This window comes from Aphanizomenon flos-aquae FACHB-1287, from assembly GCF_014698755.1.
Classification (GTDB): Bacteria; Cyanobacteriota; Cyanobacteriia; order Cyanobacteriales; family Nostocaceae; genus Dolichospermum; species Dolichospermum flosaquae.
Genome location: NZ_JACJTO010000012.1, coordinates 78,190 through 99,760, shown reverse-complemented (window position 1 = coordinate 99,760; position 21,571 = coordinate 78,190). Strand labels below are relative to the sequence as shown.

Sequence of the window (21,571 nt, the reverse complement as noted above, 5' to 3'; positions counted from 1 at the left end):
GGTTAATGCTATTACTGATGAAAATGCTCTCAATTGGTTTAATCATTGTGGATTGTTTTTTGACCCTATTTAGATAGCTATTCTTGTACTGGACTTGATATCAAACTGCTGTAACTTAGAAACAGGAAATCAGGAACTATGCTTTGGTTGTGGATATCCCGTTTCCGAAACAGATAAAACCTCCCCAAAATATGAAAAAAGTATTTCCTGTCCTCACTGCTTCCATACCTTAACACCAGAAAAAAGAAAACGACTACAGCAAAAATGGAAACATTACCAATCAATTTAATCTCAAAATTCCTCCCTCTGTGCCTCTGCGTCTCTGCGAGAAAAAAATCAAGATATAGAAAAAACCCTAATATCCAAAAGTGATCATTACAATATATTAATATAGAAACCTTTGGAGAACAACTTGTGGTAGCTAATCTTCCCCGTACTCAACCCAAAACTAATCAAAAATTGGGTAACTTTACACAAAGACACATTGGACCAAATCCTGATGATATTCAGCAAATGCTTGACACATTAGGTATTTCCCACCTTGATGATCTCATTGATAAAACAGTACCACAGGCAATTCGCTTTCATCAACAGTTAAAATTACCAGCAGCACAAAGCGAATATGCAGCATTGGACAAATTAAAGCAAATAGCCAGCAAAAATCAGGTTTATCGTTCTTACATAGGCATGGGCTATTACGATTGTATCACCCCGGCGGTCATTCAACGGAACATTTTAGAAAATCCCGGTTGGTATACAGCATACACGCCTTATCAGCCAGAAATTGCCCAAGGACGTTTAGAAGCGTTGTTAAATTTTCAAACGATGATTATTGATTTAACGGGTTTAGAAATTGCTAACGCTTCTTTACTTGATGAAGCCACAGCAGCCGCAGAAGCAATGAGTATGAGTTATGGTGTGTGCAAAAACAAATCCCATAACTACTTTGTATCCCGTGAATGTCATCCTCAAACCATTGATGTATTGCAAACACGCGCCAAACCTTTAGGTATAAACATCATTATCGGTGATCATCAAACCTTCGATTTTACAGAAACCATCTTTGGTGCAGTTCTGCAATATCCCGCAACTGATGGTACAATTCACGACTACCACAACTTTATAGAAAAGTCCCATGCTCAGGGTGCATTGGTGACAATAGCCGCAGATCCTTTAAGTTTAACATTACTCACACCTCCCGGCGAATTAGGGGCTGATATTGCGGTAGGTAGTACCCAACGCTTCGGTATTCCCCTAGGTTTTGGGGGACCACACGCTGCTTATTTTGCCACCAAGGAAGAGTATAAACGCTTAGTTCCAGGGCGGATTGTGGGAGTATCAAAAGATATTCATGGCAAACCTGCCTACCGTTTAGCCTTACAAACCCGTGAGCAGCATATCCGCAGAGATAAAGCCACCAGTAATATCTGCACAGCCCAGGTATTATTGGCAGTGATGGCGAGTATGTATGCAGTTTATCATGGACCTGATGGACTCAGGGAAATTGCGGAAAATATTCATCAATTAACCGCAACTTTAGGAAGTGGACTGAAAAAGTTAGGTTATAAAATCACTTTGGAAAACTTCTTTGATACCTTGCGAGTAGAATTAGGAAATACGAAATTAGAAGCAATTCTCGACGCTGCAAATGAGAGAAATATCAACTTGAGAATTTTTGATAATTCCACTGTGGGTATTTCCTTAGATGAAACTACCACAGAAGCAGATTTAATTGATATTTGGCAAATTTTCGCAGGTACAGATAACTTACCTTTCAGTGAAACAGAACTTAATTCTCTTACCAATTACCAATTACCAATTACCCATTACCCATTATTACGAGAAAGTAAATATCTGACTCATCCAGTTTTTAACCGTTACCATTCGGAAACAGAATTATTACGTTATTTACATCAACTAGAAAGCAAGGATTTATCATTAACAACTTCAATGATTCCCTTGGGTTCTTGTACCATGAAATTAAACGCAACTTCGGAAATGATTCCCGTAACTTGGGCAGAATTTGGGAAAATCCACCCTTTCGCGCCAATTTCCCAAACTAGAGGTTATCAAATTCTCTTCCAACAATTAGAAGCATGGTTAGGAGAAATTACAGGTTTTGCGGGAATTTCCTTACAACCAAATGCAGGTTCTCAAGGTGAATATGCGGGACTTTTAGTAATTCATGAATATCATCAAAGTCGGGGAGAAGGACATAGAAATGTTTGTTTAATTCCGCAATCTGCCCATGGTACAAATCCCGCGAGTGCGGTAATGTGTGGGATGAAAGTTGTAGGAGTTGCTTGTGATGATCATGGTAATATTGATGTTGAAGATTTAAAAGCCAAAGCTGAAAAACATAGTCATGAATTATCAGCTTTAATGGTGACATATCCATCAACTCATGGAGTATTTGAAGAAGCAATTCAAGAAATTTGTGCGGTAATTCATAGTTACGGTGGACAAGTTTACATGGACGGCGCTAATATGAACGCCCAAGTGGGTATTTGTCGTCCTGGTGATTTTGGTGCAGATGTCTGTCATTTGAACTTACACAAAACCTTCTGCATTCCCCATGGTGGTGGTGGTCCTGGTATGGGTCCCATTGGTGTCGCTTCCCACCTTGTCCCGTTTTTACCCGGACATTTTGTGACGACAATACAGGAAAATAATCCAAAATCCAAAATCCAAAATCCAAAATTCACTGGTGCTGTTTCTGCTGCACCTTGGGGTAGTGCGAGTATTTTGGTAATTTCCTGGATGTATATTATCATGATGGGTGCTGATGGGTTGACGGAAGCAACCAAAATTGCGATTTTGAATGCTAATTACATGGCTAAGAAATTAGAGTCATATTATCCGGTTTTGTATCAGGGAAAAAATGGTTTAGTCGCACATGAATGTATTTTAGATTTGCGAAGTTTGAAGAAATCAGCGCAGATTGAAATTGATGATGTTGCGAAGCGGTTAATGGATTATGGTTTTCATGCACCTACTGTATCTTGGCCTGTTGCTGGGACAATTATGGTAGAACCAACGGAAAGCGAATCTAAACAGGAATTAGATAGGTTTTGTGATGCTTTGATTGCGATTCGTGAAGAAGTTGCGGCAATTGAATCTGGTACAATGGACATTCACGATAATCTTTTGAAAAATGCCCCTCACACTGCGGAAAGTTTGATTGTTGGTGAGTGGAATCATCCCTATTCCCGTGAACAAGCTGCTTATCCTGCACTTTGGAATAAGGAATATAAGTTCTGGCCAAGTGTGGGGAGAATAGATGCTGCTTTTGGGGATAGGAATTTTGTTTGTTCTTGTTTACCGATGGAGGCTTATAGTTAATTTGTAGTCTCTAAGATCCCCGACTTCTTTTTTTACCCCACCAATAAATGATAAATTGACATCAGAAGTCGGGGATCTAAATTTTTTTCATATACTGTTTTTATTGTTAATTTTTAAAGCTGAGTAATTTTTTGACGAATTTGATTTATGAGAAATCTAATATTCTCTAATTTATCTTCTTCTTCTAATACTTTCTTTAACACTAATTCTTTTATTTTCTGAACTAATTGTTTTTGATTGTATATTTCAGGATCACTGGAAGAAAAAGGAGTTTTAATACTTTGTCCAATAATACTTGTTATATCCTTAAATTTAGTTACATTTTTATTTTCTATAATAGGTATCAATTTATTTACTAAAATTTCATCTTGTATTTGGTTAACTAAATATTTTGTAATTTGTTTTATTTCTTTATATCCATCTTGATTGTTTTGTCCTAGAATTTTTACTGCAAAGAAATCCTCTAAGCATTCCTCGTTACCTGTATGTTTTGTCAGATCATTGTTAGGATATAGTTCTTGGAAATCATACAGTTTTTTTCCGATAAAAATAAAGCGATTTTGTAATTTAATTATTGCTTCTTTACGTTTTTCTATGTGCTTAATTGCTGAACGAAAATCTACATCAGCATCTAATACAAAAACACTTTTTATTCCCTTATTTTGCTCTTCGTATATTTTGGAAAGAAGGATATATGGTATCAAATTATCTTTACCATGTAGATTAATAATTCTGGGCGGAATTTGAGATGTAAATTTCGGAAAAAGATATGAAAATAACATCATTTCTTCTTCACCTTCTACAGTTATAAACGGAGTAGAGAAAATATTTAATTCAATTCCAAGAGCATCTTCAATAGGTTTTAATATATTTAATTCCCTATCCTTTTGTGGGTTTATAAAAGGAATATTATCAAAAAGTTTTTCAAAATCAATTTTTTTATCACTATACTTTACTAAACCTATAGAATCTAACTTATCTGTAAGTATTAAATGTTGAGAATGGGTTGAAAACATAATATTTATTCTTTCATTGGATTTTTTTTGCAAATATTTGATTAATTCTTTCTGCCAAGCTGGATGTAAATATGCTTCAGGTTCGTCTATTAACAAAAGACAGTTTATATTTTGAAAATATGAAATAGCTTCTATCACAAAAATCAATGAGACTAAAACACCTAATCCTGCGCTTGCTTGTGTTAAACTTACCTCGCTTCTACCATTAAATACTACTTTAATACATTTTTTAACCTGATTTATTTGATCATTGTTTACATTATTAATTTTGAAATTAGACTTTTTTATTAAATCAAGAATACATTCATGTAAATTATTTAAATCTTCTGGAGGTATATTATCTAAATCTTCAATATTAATGCCTAAAGTAGTTCTAATGACCTGGTTTAATGGCCTTTTTGTCCGTTCTTTCTTAGGTTCTATTTCTCTTATTATTACTTTTAGATTTTTGTAGTCTAGTAGCAGTAGTAATGCGAGTGTGTGTAAATTAATTTGTATAATCAAAGATATTGCAAAAATAATATCAACCTTATTTCCATGAAATATCCTTAAAGATTCATTAACATTGGCTATTATTGATTTTAAAATATCATCATTAGGTGATATTGAATTAATGTTTTGAATTTTATCTACTATTTTGATGACTTCATCAGAACGAATAGTTTCTGATGGTTTATCATTATGACTAATAAGATATTGGTTTAAAGGTAATTCTATATGCAATGTTAAAAATTCAATGTTTTCTCGAAGGTATTTTTTAGAGTCTCTAAATTTTCTCATTAATTCCGTCTTGCCGCTCATATTTTCACCAACTAAAGCAAAAATATTGTTATTTTGCAGTTCATACAGAAGTTTATTTAAAGTTTCGTCACTAATAGAGTGTTCTCTTCGCATAATAAAATCCTTATTTTAAATATCGGGGTTTAACCTAGTATAACTCATTGTGGGGTCATTGTAACCCACCTTCCGCACCCCCTGGTGTCACAATCGGTAATTTCGGATTTTTGAATACCTTGGAGGACAATTTTTATACAAACTTTGGGAAATTTCAGATAGCGATCGCCAATCCAAAATCCCCAAACGACCAATTTTCGTTGTGTGACAGTTGAGGGTGCGGAATGTGGGTTGTAATCGCTCATCTTCTAGCTTAGATTAAGGAACGTAACCCAACATAATGAAAATATCTGATTCATATTTTTTGTCTGAATGAGGATGTCCAGGATTTTAGGATGTACAGGATTGTTATTGGTGAATTGTCTGTGAATATTGAAAAATGATAATTACAATCACAGTATATTATCTATCATCCAAAAATTGCCATTTTTCCTAAACAATAAAAAAATTACATCCTGTACATCCTCTAATTCTGGTTATCCTGATTCAGACAAAAAACATCCTAATCAAAAATAGAAATTACTTTAATACCAACTACTTTGTGCATAGGTTTTGTTTTCTTCTCAGTAGTAATTAACTCCTCAGCACCAACAGAAAAAGCAGCAGCTACATGAAGTGCATCCATAGCAGCTAATCCATACCGAGAAGCAATTTTATAAGCCTCTTGTACAATATAAGTTAAATCATTTGCCCAGTAAATAACATCATTAAAAAACTCTTCATAAAATTGAGATTCTTCCGTTTGCTGATGATAAACTGCTTTAGGACTTACCTCCAATCTGACAAACTCACTAGCAGCAAATACCCGGTGTGAGTCTGATAGTATTTCTAATGCTTTTTCTGCAATTAAACCATTACCATTGGTTGCACTCAATAACACACCCGAATCAATATAAGTTATAATCATTCTTCTCTACCTTGGATTCCACCCCTACGATCAGCTAATTCTTTTTCTATTTCATCTGCATTTAATAAAGGTTTACCAGATGCAACAATTTTAGAGCGAATTTCTCGCAAACGTTCCCCCAAAGGAGGTTTTTTTGCTGTGGTTTTCAATTGCATAAGTTCCACAAATTTTAAGACTTCCTGTTGTTTATCCTGGGGTAATGATCGCCACTTTGTTAATAATTCTTGTTCTGAAATCATTGATTTTTACCTAATTCAGTTAATTGTCTTAAACCTTATTTTCAATAATAGCAAATCTCACATCAAATTAAACCATGATTTTATACATCTTGAACCAGGTTATATTTACGACGTTGTTCTTTTTGCAAAATCATCAAAAGACCGAAAGCGACCTGCTTCAAAATCTTCTAATCCTTGCTGAATACCTTGAATAGCTGCTTTTGAATCTTCTAATTCCCAATCTAGGATATTTGTTAATAATTCAGCCGCAACTAAACTGATATCTTTTCCTTGTTGGGTTGCTTTTTCGCGTAGTCTTGCTTCTAGTTCTGGAGTTAGGGAAATAGCGATCGCCATAACTGTATATGTTGGTGAAAGTTTATAAATATTATAACATCCTGTAAATCCTAAAATCCTGGATATCCTGATTCAGACAAAAAAATCAGATTAATAGTGTACAATAAACATATCCTTTAACTTTAAATTAATTATGACTAATATTACAATCTCTAACCTTGATGATGATCTGCAAAATCAGTTACAAAAACTAGCCGAAAAACATGGACATTCTCTAGAACAAGAAATTACAGAAATGCTCCGTCTTGTTCTCACAGAAAATCCTCAAAATCCGATTAATTTAGCAACTCTGATTGAAAAACGCTTTGCCAATTTTGAAGATTTGGAATTACCAGAAATATTGTAGGGTGCGTTAATGAATGAAATGTAACGCACGGTTTTGATTTTGTTATTGAAATAGTGCATTATGCTACTTCTAAAAAATCTCTTTCTGATGGATTTTTTGGAAAGAATACAGCGACTGAAACATTAAAAAACTTTGCCAGCTTTTCAATATGTTCAACTGTTAATTTACGCTTGTTTTTAAGTACATCGGAAACAATTGACTCTGTTTTAAAAATAGGAACTAAATCTTTTTGTTTCAGATTTAATTCCGCAATTAAAACTTTTAAAAGTTCTACTCCATAGATATCTGGAATCAGATTTTGTTTTTCCTCATATTCATAAATTAAAATTCCCAGTAAATCCAAATAGTCTTCTTCTTCCTCTGTTAGTTCCCCCTGGTCAAGTAGATTATCAACAACTGCTTGAATTTTTTCTAAATCTTCTTCATTCTTTATAGGACGTGGGGGGAAAGATACAAGTAATTGTGTATAGCTGCTGTGATGATTCAACATTCGTTCATTATGGTATTATTTGCTTAAATATTAGGACTAAAAATATTAGGACTAAGATTGAATAATACCAATCTTAGTTTTACCTAATTCATCAATCCTCATTAGTATTAGCTATTAAACCATTGATCATCTTTCCATTTATCTCTATCATATTCTGCATGAGTGAGAAAATCACGGATATATATGACTTTGGTTTTATAGTTAATACAAGTTATTAACCGATACTTATTTCCTCCAATGTCAAAAATAACAAAGTTTTTAACTAAGTCAGGTGCAAAAACGGAAGTAGCTTTTATTTCATTAGGACTCTTCCAGTCTTGCTCCTTTACAAGCTTCTTCCAGGCTTGTATGCTAAATTCGGCATCAGAGTGCTTTTCACAAGCTTTTTTAAGTTTGGTTTCTGAAATAATCCGCATATATGTATGGTTTTCCTCTACATTTTGCAATCAACATCATACTTACCTCTTACATTAGTTCTAAGTGAATTAATTAAAAGGCCTTAAAAAGGCTGTAAAATAATCTTAGCAAAATGCGAATTTAAAAGCAAGTATTTAATTTATAATTATTTTACTTAATTTTTTTTACTCTTATGGCTTACGTACAAATCACTAAAAGTATTGGTGAGATGCTGAAATTTTAATTGTCAGAATCAGGATATCCAGGATTTTAGGATGTACAGGATGGTAATTTGTAGGTTGTTGATGGGATGCTGAAATTGTAATTGTCAGAATCAGGATGTCCAGGATTTTAGGATGTACAGGATTGTTCTTGATAAATTGTCTGTGAAGATTTGAAGATTATAAAATCCAGTTACAGTAATAGTCAAGAATTAACAGCGGATAATTTAACTGATAACTTATCTATCATCCCAAAATCTCTACATTTTATAGACAATCAAACAACTACATCCTGAAAATCCTTAAATCCTGGTTATCCTGATTCAGACAAAAAACATCCTCAAAATCCCCACTTCAAATAAAAAACCACATCATGTAAATCCTATAATCCTGGTTATCCTGATTCAGACAATTAAAATCCTCAAATCCCCACTGCAAATAAACAACAACATCCTGAAAATCCTCTAATCCTGGAAATCCTGATTCAGACAAATTAACCCTGAAATCTAGGATTAAAAACCTTCTTATATTCCAACTTCAACCCACCAAAATTAATCAATAAACCAACAGGAAAATTATAAGCTACCAAATAATTTTTCGCTTGCGCTAAATGAACATCTTCTAAAGAAATAACCGCTTTCAACTCCACCACAACCTGATTTTCAACTATAAAATCCGCCCTTCTTGTTCCTACTTCAATTCCCTCATAATAAATTACTTGTTCCGCCTCCCTTCCAAAACCTAAACCTGATTTTTGCAACTCAATTTCCATACATCTTTGATAAATAACCTCCTGAAAACCGTTTCCCAAAGTTCGGTGTATTTTCATTGCACATCCATTGATTATATATGTAATTTCGTCTAATTTTAGATTTTGGGTATTACTTGTGTTCATGGATTTACAGGATTGTTATTTGTAAGTTATTGGTGGGATGCTGAAATTGTAATTGTCTGAATCAGGATATCCAGGATTATAGGATTTACAGGATTGTTATTGATAAATTGTTCGTGAGATTTGAAGACTATAAAATACAGTTACATTCCACCCCTACGATCAGCTAATTCTTTTTCTCAAATCATTAATTTTTACCTAATTCCATTAATTGTCTTAAATCTTAAGTCAGGTGCAAAAACGGAACTAGCTTTTATTTCACTAAAACTCTATATAACTTAGATATAGATAAGTTTGAAAAAAATATCAACTCACTTCTGAACAATTTGTAGAACAATTTAACTCAGGAAGTTTAGGAGATGAAATAGATTTTTTTGAATGCTTTAGTTTATGCGAACTCCGCAAAGATATTTTAACAAAAATCCATAAGTTAGAACAAGCCTTATGAAAAATATTAAAAGATGGTAGTTTTTTAGAAATGTTTGAGTTTTTTAAAATAGAATCTGGACAAGTAGAAATAATTAAATATAGTTTTCATTGACAAACTGAATCATAACAGTTAACGAGACAAGCAAAAAATTAGGTAGAGAAAGAGCAAAATTTCTTTGTGAATACTGTCATTCTTCAGAAGAAGCAAGTGCAGCTTCATTTGCTATTGATCATACCACTTTAGGTACATAGAATACAGAGAAATGAGAGTTTGGAGGATATTTGCGTAAGTCTTAATACCATCCCCATCCTAAATTATATCTAAACGTGGACAAATTTAGTCAAATGAATTTTGAAAATTAAATCCCCAAAACCAGATAGAATCAAGATAATCGCAATTGATTTTTCAAGTATTACTGGAGAGAATTTTTATGAATCTGGTTGTACTCCAGAACTGGCTAGATAACGCCTCCTTTGCTGTCTTGTTCTGTACAATGTTAGTGTATTGGGTGGGAGCAGCTTTTCCCAGTTTATCCGTGACAGCGGCTTTGGGGACTGCTGGAATGGCCATCGCTAACCTGTGTATGGCTACTTTATTAGGGGCAAGATGGATAGAAGCGGGTTATTTTCCCCTCAGTAATCTCTATGAGTCTCTATTTTTCCTCACCTGGGGAATTACCGCTGTACATCTAATTGCTGAAAATAGCAGTCGTAGCCGTTTGGTAGGAGTTGTCACTGCACCTGTAGCCATGGGAATTGCTGCTTTTGCTACTTTAACCCTACCATCAAATATGCAGATTTCAGAGCCTTTAGTCCCGGCTTTAAAATCTAACTGGCTGATGATGCACGTTAGCGTCATGATGTTAAGCTACTCTGCTTTAATGGTAGGGGCATTATTAGCGATCGCTTTTTTAATTGTTACTGGTGGACAAAACATCCAATTACAAGGTAGTTCCTTCGGTAATGGCGGTTATCGTAGTAATGGCTATAAACTACTCAAAGCAGGTGAGTTAGTTACATCTACAACCACAGCGGAAACTAACGGCTTTTCACGCATAGAAAGCAAAAACACCGGGAATGGAACAGCAGTTTTAGATATAGTCACAACTATCCCTAGTGAAACTACTGAAACCCTTTCACCGCAACGCCTAAATTTAGCTGAAACCCTGGATAATATTAGTTACCGTATTATTGGCTTAGGATTTCCCCTCCTAACTATCGGTATTATCGCTGGTGGTGTTTGGGCTAATGAAGCCTGGGGTTCTTACTGGAGTTGGGACCCCAAAGAAACTTGGGCGCTAATTACCTGGTTAGTATTCGCAGCCTATCTACATTCTAGAATAACTCGCGGTTGGCAAGGCCGAAAACCCGCAATTTTAGCCGCTGCTGGTTTTATAGTAGTTTGGATTTGTTACCTAGGTGTGAATCTTTTGGGTAAAGGTTTACACTCCTACGGTTGGTTTTTGTAATCATCTTACCCAATAACCCCCTTAACTCTTAAATTGAGGGGATTGAAATCAAATTAATATTTTAAGTAACATTTTGTTTAATGATGATAAGCTTGACCTGTAACTTCAGATACTACCCCTATGCTCCCTAACTTAATACAATTTGCTATCTTGACTTTGTTTATGTTTTTTGTACTTTCAATCCGATACCTAGTTGTGTCCTCATTTCTCTATTGGTGGCTTTGGGTTCGTCGTCCAAAATCTTGGGAGGGTCGTCGTCTTCATGATTTCGACGGACGTAAAAGCAAAATCAACAGCGAAATTAAATGGTCACTTTTATCTTGTCTCATTTTTGCCGTACCCGGCACTTTAATGATCACTATGATTGTCTCAGGAAATACGAAAGTTTATTTTAATCCTCTGGAATATAGTTTATTATATTTACCTTTGAGTTTATTTATTTATTTATTTCTCCACGATACTTATTTTTACTGGACACACCGCTGGTTACACATTCCTAGAATATATCGTCGTTATCATCAAATACATCACGAATCTATTAATCCTACACCCTGGGCATCTTTTTCTTTTGACCCTTTTGAGAGTGTTATTCAAGCAATTATTATTCCCATTCTAGTTTTTATTATTCCCATTCACATTAGTATGGTACTTTTATTATTAACTTTAATGACCATATTTGGCGTTGTCAATCATACCGGTTATGAAATTTATCCCCGTTCTTGGATGATTGGTTTTTGGGGTAAAAATTGGATTACACCAACCCACCATACTTTTCATCATCATAAATTCAATTGCAATTATGGCCTTTATTTTCGGTTTTGGGATAAATTGATGAATACAGATGTGATGACAAAAAAGTTGGGAGTTGGTAAAGATATTTAACCGTCAGCAGACAATTTTAGGACAATACTCACTCTAAATTTAATTAACAATCTTGCTCGGATACACCCTAAAAGAATCGAAAAAATTAGTCGCTTCTGTGGTTAATTCATCCTTTGCTCTAGCTCCGATTAAATAAAGTCGTCGTTTGACCACATATCCTTGATATTGTCCTAGACTACCATCAGAATGTTGTACTAGCAACTCAATACCTGGATATCCTTCAATTACCATATTTGTGCTTTTCACAACTTTACCTTTTATATCCAGGTTTTTTCTCAGAGAGATTTGTAAAACTTCTCGAATCCCTTCCGAGCTTAAATAATCAGTATCTGTCGGTAGATCTCCATGAAAGATCATATATACTGTTTCTGTTGCCGTATTTGCTGTTACCAGCAGTTCTTTATTATTCTCTACTACATCTCCAGGCATCAAAATATTAAAATCTCCTTGTGGTCCCCAATATTCATCATCTGTGGCAATTTGAATTGGTTGTTTTCTGGTAAATTCTTTGGTTATATTCAGTCCTAAATTAATTGAAGAATTTTCTAATTTACCTTGATTTACTAATGCAATTGCTGGATTTTGTATGGACAACAAAGCTAGTGAGAACAGAGAACTTATAATTGGCTTTAAGTTGGGATTCAATTTCATAACTTATGGCTCCTGATAGTAAAATGTTATTCCTTAATTTTCAACCTGAAAAACGAAATTATTTTGAGTTAGAGACTGTGTAAAATTGACTTTGCTGCGATATCAGTAAAATCTGTCCAGAATTTAACTGGCTTTGGTTATAAAAGCATTTCTTACCACCCCAGGTATGTCACAAAATTTGATATTGCTATCCAGTGACATATCTCTCAAACACAAATGTGACATATTTACTTATAAGTGTCAACCCCATAATAGAGATTTAATTTTTCAGATTACTTGCGTAAATACCACCATTTTACAAGTCATAATAGCAACAGATTATAATTGATATTAACTTACTGTAAAATAGTCATAAAAGTGAATATAGAACCAATACAATTAAAATCCAGGAAGAATAAACAAGAGTTTGAGCGTATATTTAATAACTTCATAGAAAAACACAAAAACATATACCCTAATAAAAATTTTGTTACGAGAGCTACAGAACTCTAGGGAACTCCTCAGATAAGTGTTCACACCGCATCAGTGTTTTCCGCTGAAGATGAGGTACAAAATTGAATCATGAAACTCTTGTGGTAAAGAATTTATCCAAAAAACTCAAAAGCACACTATTCCTACAACAATAGTGGGAACACTGGGCTATAATTCATCGGAGCAATAAGTTCGTTGTTCTATGTGTAATTAGTGGTCTTTTTCTCTCTTGGATTAAATATCTATTATGACATGGACACCCCTCCACGCCCAAATACATCGTACCATCCGCGTCCGTCATTTATTTGAGCGCGACAAAAATATATTAGTCGCAGTTTCCGGTGGACAAGATTCCCTCTGCTTAATTAAATTACTATTAGATTTACAATATAAATGGGGATGGAACTTAGCTATAGCCCATTGTGATCATTGTTGGCGTGAAGACTCCCAAGCCAATGCCCACCACGTCGCCAATTTAGCGAAAACTTGGAACACACCCTTTTATTTAAAAACAGCCAACCAACCTATTAATACTGAAGCTACAGCCAGAAATTGGCGATATCAAGCTTTAACAGACATAGCCCAATGTTATAACTATCAATATATTATTACCGGACACACCGCCAGCGATCGCGCGGAAACTTTACTATACAATTTAATCCGTGGTACTGGTGCAGATGGTTTACAAGCCCTAACTTGGCAACGTCCCCTCACCAACAATATTACCCTAGTCCGCCCCTTATTAGAAATTACCCGTCCCCAAACAGAACAGTTTTGTCAAGAGTTTAATTTACCAATTTGGGAAGATTCCACCAATCAAAATTTACAGTATGCAAGAAACCGTATTCGTCAAGAACTGATTCCATATCTCAAAGAAAATTTCAACCCCCAAGTAGAAGCAAACTTGGCCCAAACCGCAGAATTACTACAAGCAGAGGTAGACTTTCTGGAACAAACAGCCCTTCAATGGCGGCTAGAAGCCTCAGCAAAGAGCGATCAAGATGATTTACAAATAAGTAGGCGGACATTAAAAAAAGCACCCCTAGCAGTACAACGTCGCGTCATGCGTCAGATCCTCCAAGAAATACTTCCCCATACTCCCAACTTTGAACACATTGAAAAATTAACAGCTTTAATTACAGCCCCCAATCGTTCCCAAACAGATCCTTTTCCTGGAGGTTTTACAGCCACAGTACAAGGCGACTGGATTTACCTGACACTATCGGGCTCAATTAGCCTCTGAACTGCCAAGAAATTCCAGTCTAAAAGCTCTAAAAAGCCTTTTCCAGTAACATTGAGATTAATTTGGCCATGAAACTTGTACAAGATACAAGGATCTGTTAAAATATATTTCCCCCCATTATAATCAAGTACACATATGTTTATTCATTGTTCACCGTTCCTAAAACTAAAAAACTTTGTATCTAACGAGTATGGGAACTGCTATAATCAACAAAGGTTAGTATTAATTAACCTCTGACAGATTCATAAAACTCCCAATTACCTGACGCAACTCAGCAACAACCTGCATCCGAGAATCATCAAATTCTTGTAATTGAGTTAAAGATCCCGCAATCATGTCTAACTGCTCTCGTAAACGATCAAGAGCATCTTGAATAGGTTGTAAAGCTTCTTGATACAGACTAATTCTTCCCATATATTCAGCACTTGCCATTCGTAAATTTAGGAATTGTTCCTCTAGAGAGTTGACTTTTCGACGCTTTTCTTCTACTTCCTGGGTTTCATGGTTAATTAGCTCCTGATCTGTTTCCATAGCAGTTAGCATCTGAGCTATATAAATCTCTAGACCTTCGATTTCCGCAGATTTTTGCTGTTTTTGGGTTTCAAGTTCCGAAATTATGGACTCAAAATCACTAGGCTCACCCTTTGTATCCAACAAAATCCCTTGTCTTTGCCATAAAACAACTTGGTTTTGTTGGAGGGTTTTTTGCTGACCAATCAAATTACATCTTTGTCCGACTAAACTTTTGTTTAGCATCTGGTAAAGATCCTGTTCATCAGCTAGTTCTGATTCTAAATTAACCTTTTCTTCTTCGGATGAATGAACAATTTTTTGCTGAATTTCCTCTATAAGTTCTTGCTTGTATTTAAGTTCCTGTTCTTGTTCCTGTACAAAGCCAGAATCACGCTCCAATTTGTCCTGACAATCTTGGATCATTCTCTCCAATTCTTTCATGGGCATTTGCTCCAAAGCTGTCACATCAACTTCTGGTTTAGAAACTTTAACATCAGTGTTAACTACCAAAATACGCAGCTTTTGAGACAATTCCTCCTCACTTCCTAGATGCCATTTGAGTATAGTAGCCAATTCCCGTTTACTATTAACTACAGCCGTTTTTAATTGCATCTGGGTAAGTTGTTGTGCTAAATAATCTTGTGCCTGTTGCAATTGTTGCTTGTTACTAAACAGAATTTGCACCAGTTCTTCTCCCTCCTTCTGCTGCTGATTAGCTGAGTGACGTTGAACCTCCAACTTTTGCCAATGTATATTTAAATTATTCTGCTGCTGATCAGAAAATTCAAAAGCGTAATTAAGATACTTCCTCACCTCGTCAATGGAAAGAATTGGCGCAGATAAGCGATTAATTAAACTATCTAGTACAGATTTAAGCTCTTCATCTACAAATTGAGACTTTTGAACTTTCGACATAGTCTCTTGCAAAGAGCGCTGTTCAACTCGTAAGTGTTCCCACGCGCCTTCCAACTCCTGACGATTACGTTCAAGCTCTGCCTGTAAGCGTTCAGTCTCTGTGCGAGATGTATCAATTGATTGCTGTTGTCTCTCTACATTTTTAGAATCATTCTCTAGTTTTTGTACTTGCTCCCAAAGAGATTCCATTTCCATTTCCCGGCGATTCAGTTCTTGAACCTGTAAATTCAGCGACTGTTTCCACTGGTCAATTTCCTCTTCCTTGAGTTTGAACCTTTCTACCTGTCGGGAGAGATTCTGTAAAATATTTACTAATGGACGACCTGCTTCTTGAATCCGCTGTACCTGACGATTAGGACTTAAATCCACAAGCACCAATGCGCCGTCATTGAATTTACTTGCTTCATCAGCAACAATCGTTTCATCTGGTACTGAACTCCAATTTTGGTCACTACGTTGAGAAGCAAGTAATTTTAGTTCACTTTTACCACCGCCACCAAGTAGACCACCCCTCTGTTTTTGTATTTCTGCTAAATATAGCACACCCCTGATCCTTTTGATGTACTTTTTGTCTGGTTTATACTTTTGATAAATCGATTAAATTGATAATGAGATGAATTTAGCATCTGTTTTACAGACTTAAACTTAATTATTATTTGCTTTCCTTCGCATGGTATATCTTAACACTTGCTTATCCCTAATTAAAATCATTTTTATTACCCCATAATTATGTTTTTGACCAATAGATAGTCTCAAAATAAGTTTCAAAGACCGGTAGGAGCGTCCTAGCAAAAAATTCCCGCGTCTGAAAAAATTATCTATTTGGACTGAGTGTAACATATAGAAATAAAAATAGTGGTGTTGTGGAGTTTGAGGGAATAAAACTGGAGCGTCAGGAGTAATTTGTAGCTAAATGCAGGGAAATTTAAATGAGATTGATATTTGCAGCATCCTAAAACTAATCGAATTAGGACAGCGAACTGGACAGCTATGGGTGAAAACCCACACAGCACGTCAAAGTCATAAACTCAGCGAAGAAGAAACTGATAAAAATCCCCAAAGAGGGGAAAGTAAGCCGCAATCATGGTTTATATTTTTTCTCAATGGTCAAATTGTCTATTGCCAAGCAGGTGACAGTAGTTTAGCGCGAATTGACGATTATTTACGCCGTTATCGAGTTAAACCGAGAGTTGAATCTCAACAACTGGCTTGTCGTGCAGTTACCAACTTTCCAGAGTACACTTATATCTGGGCACTTTTGCAGCAAAACATTATTACTCCAAAAATTGCTCGGATAATTATTTATGGCTTAGTACAAGAGACCTTATTTGATCTTTTGAGCTTACATCAAGGCAGTTTCATTTTTGAACGGGGGACAGCACTAGCACCGCAACTAACTAGTTTAGAAATTGCGCCACTAATTGCTAAAATTACTAAACAGGTTAAAGAATGGAAGCAATTATACCCACATATTCAGTCTACAGAACAATTACTCATTTTAAGTGATAAAGCTAAATTAACTACCTCACTATCAGAAGATACAGTCAAAAAATTACATAAATGGGCTGACGGGAAAACTTCTTTGCGCCAATTAGCTCGCTATCTCAACCGCGATACTTTAACCTTAGCAAAAGCGATATATCCTTATGTGGAACAAGGTTGGCTAGAATTGGTATATTCAGAGATAGATAGATTTGGTCAAGAAAAACAAACCATGGCGGTAAAAAAATATAAAAGGCGGATAGTATGTATTGAAGATACACTAGTGATTTGTGAAACGATAGAATCAATTTTAGCATTACAGGGTTATGAAACGATTTCAATTACCAATCCCTTGCAAGCTCTGAGTCTAGTTTTTGAACTTCAGCCAGACTTAATTCTTTGTAAGATGATGATGGCCGAATTAGATGGTTATGAAATTTGTACCATGCTGAGGCATTCCACAATATTTCAAACTGTACCAATTATTATACTAACCAGCAAAGACGAATTTATGGATCGTATTCGCGCCAGGATGGCAGGAGCAAATGATTATCTGACTAAACCCTTTACAGATCAAGAATTGCTAATCATAGTAGAGCAATACCTTAATTTAGATGGTTGTCCAGTTATACAGCGATATAAGACTTGTTGATCGGTAAAAATGTGAAAGAGTAAAATTACTTGTCTAACTCAGTTTATGATACAGTAAATTAGAGAAGATAGCCTTAATTTATACAGTTATTCTTGTGAGTGAGAGCAAATTATTTTCCGTTGAGGAAAATCTAAATCAGGAGGTACATAGACACTTATGAACACAATTCTAATTGTTGAAGACAGTATTACCCAAAGGGAGATCATTACAGATCTTTTGAAAGCTAGTGGTTTAAAAGTTATCCATGCAAGCAATGGTGCAGAAGCTTTAGAAGCGATTCAAATTGCACCTCCAGATTTAGTAGTCTTGGATATTGTCATGCCCCTGATGAATGGTTATGAGCTCTGTAGACGCTTAAAATCCGATCCCAAAACCCAAAACGTTCCTGTAGTGATGTGTTCTTCCAAAGGTGAAGAATTTGATCGCTTTTGGGGGTTTAGGCAAGGGGCAGATGCCTATATAGCTAAACCATTTCAACCAACGGAGTTGGTAGGAACAATTAAACAACTGCTGCGAGGCTAAGGATGAAAATAACATGGTTAGCAACCCAGACTTTTTAAATGACAGCAAGGAAGATCAATTCCGTCCCAAATTACCACTAGAAGCGCCTGAAGGTGAGCTGCATTTGCGGTTTTACTTGCCCTCACGTCAGGAGTTTGCATTACAGGCCACAGGAATTCGAGAGGTCATTGAACTTAGTCCTGATCGGATTACACCAATCCCTAATACGTCTTCCTTACTTTTAGGTACGCTAAATTTACGGGGACGTTTGATCTGGGTAGCTGATTTAGGTCAATTTCTTGGTGAAACAACCCCATTAAACACAGACTGCTCGGAAATACCAGTCATTGCTATTGAAGATCAAGATACAATGGTGGGTTTAGGAGTGGAAAAAATTTGTGGAATGGACTGGCTTGATGTAAAGTACCTAATGCCACAAAATAATGTCCCAGATGCAATGGCTCCGTTTTTGCGTGGAGAGTGGTTACTTAATACAGAAAAAGAAAAAAAACATTTGCGACTACTGGATCAAATAGCAATTTTGCGAAGTGCGCGATGGGCCGGGTGAACTTAAGCAGAATAAATTTGGGAGGGAGGAAATGGAAACACGTATGGAATATCAAAACATCAATTATGATCGAGCAAGAACAGCCTATGAACAACAAGATTATGAATTAGCAGCGGAAGTTATTAATGAGTTAGTAAGACTTTCCCCAGATGACCCTGACTCACGCTTACTGAGGGGACATATTTACTATATGCTACAACAGTACAGTGTAGCTAAAAGTGAATATCAAAGCGTATTACACCTGACAGATGATCAAGAAATTATCGGGTTTGTTAATAATTGTCTGGCAACTATAGATCAGTATATACAGCCATTTGATGATTATGAATCTGCCTATGATCATCAGGTAGAAAATGAAGCATCTTTAAATTCGGGGACAACAGGGAATTTTAATAGCAGTGGTTCGGAAATAAACTCTTTTGCAGAATACAAACCATCCCTAGATTCTCAAGAAGATAATCCCTTTGCTAGTCATCCAGATAGTTTCCACGGCAATTTTTTGGATGATGAAATGAGTGATGATCCATTTAGCCTACCCACTGCTAATCTTACTGGTGAGCTAATATCAGGTCAATTACCACCTTTTTGGCCAGAAGAAATTGCTCCCAGTTATAATCATAGTGATATTAATAACAACGTAGGCGAGGTTGGTTCAGTCAGGAGTGATAGTTATTCAACTATTGGGGACACTAAATTATCGCTTGATAAGCATGAACCAATATCGAGCCCATCTATATCAAGATCATCTATCAAAATCAACAATTCTCCACCACCACAACGGCAAAGAAAAGATGACTTTGAGGATGACGATTTTGATTTGGACGAGTTTGAATCTGCTTTCGGGGCAGAAGATGAGGCGAATTTAGAGACTGATCCTGCTGAAGATATCAGCAAAATTTCTCATGTAGACAGTAATAACAATTACATAGGGTTTTTAAACAACTTTGATGAATTTGATGATCTCCCTGATACACCAGGATTAGAACCCACGGAAGATGAGAGATGGAAATCAGGATCTTTGAACAGTCGGGGAAGTTCCATATATGAAATTGATAACTCATTCGATGATGAAAACATTGAAGCCTATGAAGATCATAACCATAGTGATCCAGAACTATTCACAATTACTGGACCTGGTACTGGCGCTAAAGAACCAGCGCCTGTGTTTACGAAATCAGAGGTTGCCAAGGTAAAATCCAATATAGCTGTTGAACAGGGATTATTTGCACGCTTTAAAAATGCCTCCTTAGACGAGAAACAATGGTGGATAGCTGGAACTGTGGGTTTGGTATCAATGGTAGGTATAGCGTCAGCTACTGCATTAGCCCTGTCAATGTCACCAACTAAACAACAGGAATCCGTAAGAAACACGGGTTTATTAATGGCCTTGGTCGCAGGAGCTACAGGTGCAGCCACCGCTGGGTTGATGGGTAATCTCACTCTTACACAAATCCGTCGTACTACTAAGGATCTGCAAAATCAGTTTGATTTGGTCAATCAAGGGAATTTGAACGTAGAAGCGACAGTCTATTCACAAGATGAATTGGGCGACTTAGCTACTAGCTTTAATGATATGACTAGGGTGATTTTCACAACTACCAATGAAACCCAACGTAAAGCTATGGAGATGGAGGAAGCTCAAGAAAACCTGCAACGGCAGGTAATTCGTCTTCTTGATGATGTAGAAGGAGCAGCCAGAGGAGATTTAACAGTTCAAGCCGAAGTGACAGCGGACGTACTTGGAGCGGTAGCTGATGCTTTTAACCTGACAATTCAAAACCTCCGGGATATTGTTCAACAGGTAAAAGTGGCAGCCCGTGATGTCACTAAAGGTTCAACCAATTCAGAAACCTTTGCTAGAGCCTTATCTGGGGATGCTTTACGACAAGCGGAAAAGTTAGCTGTGACACTGAATTCTGTACAGATAATGACAGCTTCTATCCAACGGGTAGCAGAAGCAGCTAGGGAAGCGGAAGCTGTAGCCCGTGATGCTAGTAAAATCGCTCAGAAAGGGGGGGAAGCGGTCGAAAATACGGTAGCGGGGATTTTGGAAATTCGGGAAACAGTGGCAGAAACTAGCCGAAAAGTGAAACGATTGGCAGAATCTTCTCAAGAAATTAACTCTATCATTGCCATAGTTTCACAAATTGCCTCTCGCACCAATTTGTTAGCTCTTAATGCTAGTATTGAAGCAGCAAGAGCGGGAGAAGCGGGTCGAGGATTTGCTATTGTGGCTGATGAGGTGCGACAGTTAGCAGATCGGTCTGCTAAGTCTTTAAGAGAAATTGAACAAATTGTGATGCAAATTCAAAGCGAAACTAGCTCAGTTATGACAGCAATGGAGGAGGGTACACAACAGGTAATTCATCAAACTAAATTAGCAGAAGAGGCCAAGCGATCGCTTGATAACATCATTCAAGTAGCTGATCATATTGATCTTTTAGTACGATCAATTACTAGTGATACCATGGAACAAACGGAAACTTCTCGCGCTGTAGCACAGGTAATGCAATCTGTGGAATTAGCGGCTCAAGAAACTTCTCAAGAAGCACAGCGGGTTTCTGGAGCATTGCAACATTTGGTGGGGGTATCCCGCGACTTGATTTCCTCTGTGGAACGCTTCCGAGTGGATGCTATCGAATCAAGGTGACAGGGGACAGGGGAAAGGTAATGGGTAATAAGTAATTGGTAATAGGTAATAAGTAACAGGTAATAC

The 21,571-nt window shown here is 36.2% G+C and carries 18 protein-coding genes; 9 read left to right on the top strand and 9 right to left on the bottom strand.

What is annotated here, in order from left to right:
- The first annotated feature begins 414 nt into the window (after positions 1 to 414).
- Entirely contained in the window at positions 415 to 3,342 is a 2,928-nt protein-coding gene (gcvP, locus tag H6G44_RS08290) for an aminomethyl-transferring glycine dehydrogenase (protein ID WP_190386017.1), read from the top strand.
- A gap of 113 nt (positions 3,343 to 3,455) precedes the next feature.
- Here the strand turns inward: gcvP and H6G44_RS08285 are convergent, their stop codons facing one another.
- The 4 genes from H6G44_RS08285 to H6G44_RS08270 form a co-directional block, all read right to left on the bottom strand.
- Positions 3,456 to 5,252, bottom strand: a complete 1,797-nt coding sequence (locus tag H6G44_RS08285; RefSeq protein ID WP_190386016.1) for an AAA family ATPase — start codon at positions 5,250 to 5,252, stop codon at positions 3,456 to 3,458.
- 502 nt (positions 5,253 to 5,754) lie between these two features.
- A complete protein-coding gene (locus tag H6G44_RS08280) occupies positions 5,755 to 6,159 on the bottom strand; it encodes a type II toxin-antitoxin system VapC family toxin (RefSeq protein WP_190386015.1) in 405 nt (134 codons plus the stop codon).
- On the bottom strand, positions 6,156 to 6,398 hold the full coding sequence (locus H6G44_RS08275) for a hypothetical protein (RefSeq protein ID WP_028088699.1): 243 nt from the start codon (positions 6,396 to 6,398) through the stop codon (positions 6,156 to 6,158). The genes H6G44_RS08280 and H6G44_RS08275 overlap by 4 nt, the downstream gene beginning before the upstream one ends.
- Before the next feature lie 105 nt (positions 6,399 to 6,503).
- Positions 6,504 to 6,734 carry a hypothetical protein gene (locus tag H6G44_RS08270; protein ID WP_242031684.1) on the bottom strand — a complete coding sequence of 77 codons (231 nt, stop codon included), beginning with the start codon at positions 6,732 to 6,734 and terminating at the stop codon, positions 6,504 to 6,506.
- Between the two features lie 133 nt (positions 6,735 to 6,867).
- Between H6G44_RS08270 and H6G44_RS08265 the strand changes: the two genes are divergently transcribed.
- Entirely contained in the window at positions 6,868 to 7,080 is a 213-nt protein-coding gene (locus tag H6G44_RS08265; RefSeq protein ID WP_190386014.1) for a FitA-like ribbon-helix-helix domain-containing protein, read from the top strand.
- Positions 7,081 to 7,138: 58 nt separating this feature from the next.
- On the opposite strand, the gene H6G44_RS08260 is transcribed toward H6G44_RS08265, so the two are convergent.
- The 3 genes from H6G44_RS08260 to H6G44_RS08250 form a co-directional block, all read right to left on the bottom strand.
- Positions 7,139 to 7,570, bottom strand: a complete 432-nt coding sequence (locus H6G44_RS08260) for a helix-turn-helix domain-containing protein (RefSeq protein WP_190386013.1) — start codon at positions 7,568 to 7,570, stop codon at positions 7,139 to 7,141.
- A gap of 107 nt (positions 7,571 to 7,677) precedes the next feature.
- Positions 7,678 to 7,986, bottom strand: coding sequence for a type II toxin-antitoxin system HigB family toxin (locus tag H6G44_RS08255; protein WP_190386012.1), 309 nt, complete (start codon positions 7,984 to 7,986; stop codon positions 7,678 to 7,680).
- Between the two features lie 694 nt (positions 7,987 to 8,680).
- Complete coding sequence (locus tag H6G44_RS08250; RefSeq protein ID WP_190386011.1) at positions 8,681 to 9,082, bottom strand: GxxExxY protein; 402 nt, start codon at positions 9,080 to 9,082, stop codon at positions 8,681 to 8,683.
- Between the two features lie 857 nt (positions 9,083 to 9,939).
- On the opposite strand from H6G44_RS08250, the gene ccsB reads away from it, so the two are divergent.
- Positions 9,940 to 10,977, top strand: a complete 1,038-nt coding sequence (gene ccsB, locus H6G44_RS08245) for a c-type cytochrome biogenesis protein CcsB (RefSeq protein WP_190386010.1) — start codon at positions 9,940 to 9,942, stop codon at positions 10,975 to 10,977.
- A gap of 195 nt (positions 10,978 to 11,172) precedes the next feature.
- A complete protein-coding gene (locus H6G44_RS08240) occupies positions 11,173 to 11,859 on the top strand; it encodes a sterol desaturase family protein (RefSeq protein WP_311138919.1) in 687 nt (228 codons plus the stop codon).
- A 39-nt stretch (positions 11,860 to 11,898) separates the two neighbouring features.
- Here H6G44_RS08240 and H6G44_RS08235 read toward each other — a convergent pair whose 3' ends face one another.
- Positions 11,899 to 12,510, bottom strand: a complete 612-nt coding sequence (locus H6G44_RS08235; RefSeq protein ID WP_190386008.1) for a hypothetical protein — start codon at positions 12,508 to 12,510, stop codon at positions 11,899 to 11,901.
- Positions 12,511 to 13,228: 718 nt separating this feature from the next.
- Here H6G44_RS08235 and tilS point away from each other — a divergent pair.
- On the top strand, positions 13,229 to 14,224 hold the full coding sequence (tilS, locus tag H6G44_RS08230; protein WP_190386007.1) for a tRNA lysidine(34) synthetase TilS: 996 nt from the start codon (positions 13,229 to 13,231) through the stop codon (positions 14,222 to 14,224).
- Between the two features lie 222 nt (positions 14,225 to 14,446).
- On the opposite strand, the gene hmpF is transcribed toward tilS, so the two are convergent.
- Complete coding sequence (hmpF, locus tag H6G44_RS08225) at positions 14,447 to 16,195, bottom strand: pilus motility taxis protein HmpF (RefSeq protein WP_190386006.1); 1,749 nt, start codon at positions 16,193 to 16,195, stop codon at positions 14,447 to 14,449.
- Between the two features lie 370 nt (positions 16,196 to 16,565).
- On the opposite strand from hmpF, the gene H6G44_RS08220 reads away from it, so the two are divergent.
- The 4 genes from H6G44_RS08220 (at position 16,566) to H6G44_RS08205 (ending at position 21,505) form a co-directional block, all read left to right on the top strand.
- A complete protein-coding gene (locus tag H6G44_RS08220) occupies positions 16,566 to 17,786 on the top strand; it encodes a response regulator (RefSeq protein ID WP_190386005.1) in 1,221 nt (406 codons plus the stop codon).
- A gap of 156 nt (positions 17,787 to 17,942) precedes the next feature.
- Positions 17,943 to 18,308, top strand: a complete 366-nt coding sequence (locus H6G44_RS08215) for a response regulator transcription factor (protein ID WP_190386004.1) — start codon at positions 17,943 to 17,945, stop codon at positions 18,306 to 18,308.
- Between the two features lie 13 nt (positions 18,309 to 18,321).
- Positions 18,322 to 18,855 carry a chemotaxis protein CheW gene (locus H6G44_RS08210; protein ID WP_190386003.1) on the top strand — a complete coding sequence of 178 codons (534 nt, stop codon included), beginning with the start codon at positions 18,322 to 18,324 and terminating at the stop codon, positions 18,853 to 18,855.
- Between the two features lie 31 nt (positions 18,856 to 18,886).
- Complete coding sequence (locus H6G44_RS08205) at positions 18,887 to 21,505, top strand: methyl-accepting chemotaxis protein (protein WP_190386002.1); 2,619 nt, start codon at positions 18,887 to 18,889, stop codon at positions 21,503 to 21,505.
- The last annotated feature ends 66 nt before the right edge of the window (positions 21,506 to 21,571 follow it).

Coding starts and splice junctions, on each gene's coding strand:
- H6G44_RS08210 (WP_190386003.1), top strand. CDS start 18,322: ATGGTTAGCAACCCAGACTTTTTAAATGACAGCAAGGAAGATCAATTC.
- H6G44_RS08235 (WP_190386008.1), bottom strand. CDS start 12,510: ATGAAATTGAATCCCAACTTAAAGCCAATTATAAGTTCTCTGTTCTCA.
- H6G44_RS08250 (WP_190386011.1), bottom strand. CDS start 9,082: ATGAACACAAGTAATACCCAAAATCTAAAATTAGACGAAATTACATAT.
- H6G44_RS08285 (WP_190386016.1), bottom strand. CDS start 5,252: ATGCGAAGAGAACACTCTATTAGTGACGAAACTTTAAATAAACTTCTG.
- H6G44_RS08255 (WP_190386012.1), bottom strand. CDS start 7,986: ATGCGGATTATTTCAGAAACCAAACTTAAAAAAGCTTGTGAAAAGCAC.
- tilS (WP_190386007.1), top strand. CDS start 13,229: ATGACATGGACACCCCTCCACGCCCAAATACATCGTACCATCCGCGTC.
- H6G44_RS08215 (WP_190386004.1), top strand. CDS start 17,943: ATGAACACAATTCTAATTGTTGAAGACAGTATTACCCAAAGGGAGATC.
- H6G44_RS08275 (WP_028088699.1), bottom strand. CDS start 6,398: ATGATTTCAGAACAAGAATTATTAACAAAGTGGCGATCATTACCCCAG.
- H6G44_RS08280 (WP_190386015.1), bottom strand. CDS start 6,159: ATGATTATAACTTATATTGATTCGGGTGTGTTATTGAGTGCAACCAAT.
- ccsB (WP_190386010.1), top strand. CDS start 9,940: ATGAATCTGGTTGTACTCCAGAACTGGCTAGATAACGCCTCCTTTGCT.
- H6G44_RS08260 (WP_190386013.1), bottom strand. CDS start 7,570: ATGTTGAATCATCACAGCAGCTATACACAATTACTTGTATCTTTCCCC.
- H6G44_RS08220 (WP_190386005.1), top strand. CDS start 16,566: ATGCAGGGAAATTTAAATGAGATTGATATTTGCAGCATCCTAAAACTA.
- H6G44_RS08205 (WP_190386002.1), top strand. CDS start 18,887: ATGGAAACACGTATGGAATATCAAAACATCAATTATGATCGAGCAAGA.
- H6G44_RS08270 (WP_242031684.1), bottom strand. CDS start 6,734: ATGGCGATCGCTATTTCCCTAACTCCAGAACTAGAAGCAAGACTACGC.
- H6G44_RS08265 (WP_190386014.1), top strand. CDS start 6,868: ATGACTAATATTACAATCTCTAACCTTGATGATGATCTGCAAAATCAG.